The 2,603-nt window shown below is 43.7% G+C and carries 2 protein-coding genes; both read left to right on the top strand.

Annotated elements, in window-relative coordinates; translation table 11 throughout:
- Positions 1-2: 2 nt before the first annotated feature.
- On the top strand, positions 3-368 hold the full coding sequence (locus ACP5L5_RS11540) for a hypothetical protein (RefSeq protein ID WP_428763958.1): 366 nt from the start codon (positions 3-5) through the stop codon (positions 366-368).
- Between the two features lie 32 nt (positions 369-400).
- On the top strand, positions 401-2,603 hold a 2,203-nt coding region (locus ACP5L5_RS11535; RefSeq protein WP_428763956.1), incomplete at its 3' end, for a hypothetical protein.

The raw sequence follows: 2,603 nt of genomic DNA, 5'->3' as shown, positions 1-2,603 counted from the left end.
GCATTCCCTTTAAAAAGTTATACCTAGTGGCATTTACTGTGAGCACACTCATTAGGGATGAGGATGACATTCACATGGAGTGCGATATGGACTATAGTAAGTACGTGATTGGTGGTGTTAATTACGTACCATGCATAGTAAGGGTTAACGAACTTAGTAAAATCATGGATGTACTAATGAATTATGTAAAGGGCGACCACGTACTTAACCAATTAATGATCAGGGTTGTTAATGATAATGAGTTAAGGATTGATATGCCGATCACGATAATGAATAGCGGTAAGTCCCTTGGTGAGGTAATTAATGAATTAATATACTTAATAATTGGTATTAGGCATTGCCTACATTTCATTGAGGTAAAGCATTAAAGAATTATCGTTATTACATTCATTAATTATTCATGAAACGCGAATTAATAGTTAAGCCAGTAATTGGATTGATAACATACATAGTCAGCATGATTGAGATGATCTATGTTTGGCTACAATTATTTAATGGGGGTGGTTATTACTACGGGCTTGGGGAGTTGATCCTGAAGTCACTGGGATTATTGAGTATTGACGCTAACGATCTTGGTCAAAGCCTATTACTTGGCCCATTAGTAATGAGTGGTTATTTACCGATCTTCATAGCACTCCTCATAGTAATCACAAACTCACTAATCGCAATTTACACGTATAGACTCAGTAGGGCCAGGGATTTGGAAATGAGCTTCATCCTCCTTCTAGTCCTTGCATCAATAATTAATGCCTCACTCATCAATTTGATGACTAATCTCTGGCTCCCGCAGGTGATATCAACGGCATTAGCCATAGCCATGTACTACCACATTGATAGGGATAATAGGCTTGTTAGCGTCACCCTCTCGGCATTGATGGCATTCCTAAGCCCAGTCACTAATTTGCTCAATGTGCTGGTCCCAATAACTCACTGGTTCATTAAGAGGGAGTTTAATGAATCAAGCCAGTACGTAGCGACCATAGGCCTGGTAGCATTCACCTACTACTGGATAGCCGGCGCCTACGCCATTACCCACCACGTGACTGTGCAGAGAATACTTAACCAACTCATTTACCTACTCTCAACAACCTCCTTCATGCAATTAGCCACCCTGGGCACAGCCATACCAGCCCTAATAACCACCGCACTCGGCGGCCTTGGCTATGCCGTGGTGGTCCCCGCAATACTCATAATAACGCTCATAGAGGCGCTTGGTAAGTTGCGTGAACATAAATTAGCCGTTTTAGCGTTGTCCATGGCCCTAATAATCACGGTACTGACAACGCCAATATCACCAATGTGGCCTCCATACCAGGGAACTGGCCCCATAAACATCAACTGGGAACCACTGGGTAGGGGTTATGCCCATGTCTATAGCCTCACTTCACTGGCACCCGCAGGCTACATAGAGAGCTCCGTGATCCCAACGTACTCGCTAATCACCATAAATCCGGGGAGACAGGCCATGGGCTATGTAATACCCGTTAAGCCAATGAACGGTACATACGCGATATGCGGTGATTACCAACTAATCCTTAAGAACTATACAGGACTTCCAATAATAAATGATTTTGAGAAATCCATAACTCAATTAATGACCAACGCCACGAGTTATATAGAGGATGACTCATTAACCATACCAGGTGGTTTATACCAAAGCGCCATTGAGGTAAGCACCAATGAGTTAGCAATACCTCCCGGCATATACGTGGTGACCACGGCAATAAGAGTAATACCCATAACGCCCTACGTGAACTCATCAATACCCCAGGTTATGTCAACACCATTAACAAGCACAGTACTACCGATAAGCGCAGACTCCGTAATGACCTTCGACCTAAGGCTTAACTTCACGGGAACTATTAATAAGGTAGTTATCTATGGAGTATCGTACTCAGAACAACCAGCAACTCTTTCACTCACAATACTCAGGAATGGGCAGGTAATCGTAAGAACCTCCGGTGAAGCCCCATCAATAACGCAGGGAATGAAGCCATACCCAATCAGCTTTAACATAAACGCAAACATCACGCCGGGGACTTACGAACTAAGTATATACACGGACCAGCCACTCCTCATCTATGTTAGTACGGGCACGGGAATGAAAATAATAAGCAATAACTCAACACTTAATTATCCCGGTGAGGTTCCCGCGTACTCCATAATATACACAATCACCAAAGCCGTACCTGTGAAATTCACGTGGTTAAGGGTTTCATTAAGCGCCATTAATCAAGTAACCATGATGAACATAACAAGTGGTGGTACCTATGAGTTGAGGGACGTAATTACCGTAACTCATTGGGTCAACTCATCAATAAGCCTCTTAATAATCGTGAATGAGCCGGTACTACTCACGAACATAACCATAGGCCCAATATCAATAAAGCCCCTAGAGCCAACACACTGCCCAGCACCAATGATCATTAAGGCGCTCGAGGATCCAGGCAGATCATTATTGATAAGCCTAGCCGCATTACCCATAGCAGCGGCGCTACCATTAATGCCAGACCTAAGGCTTAGACGGAGGATGAGGAAGGCATTACTCATCCTTGGAGTGACCCTAATGCTGCTATTCTACGTAGTGTGGGCCCTGGGCTTCA

It is taken from the genome of Vulcanisaeta sp. (assembly GCF_049966235.1).
Classification (GTDB): Archaea; Thermoproteota; Thermoprotei; order Thermoproteales; family Thermocladiaceae; genus Vulcanisaeta; species Vulcanisaeta moutnovskia.
This window is presented reverse-complemented; position numbering and strand designations above follow the sequence as displayed.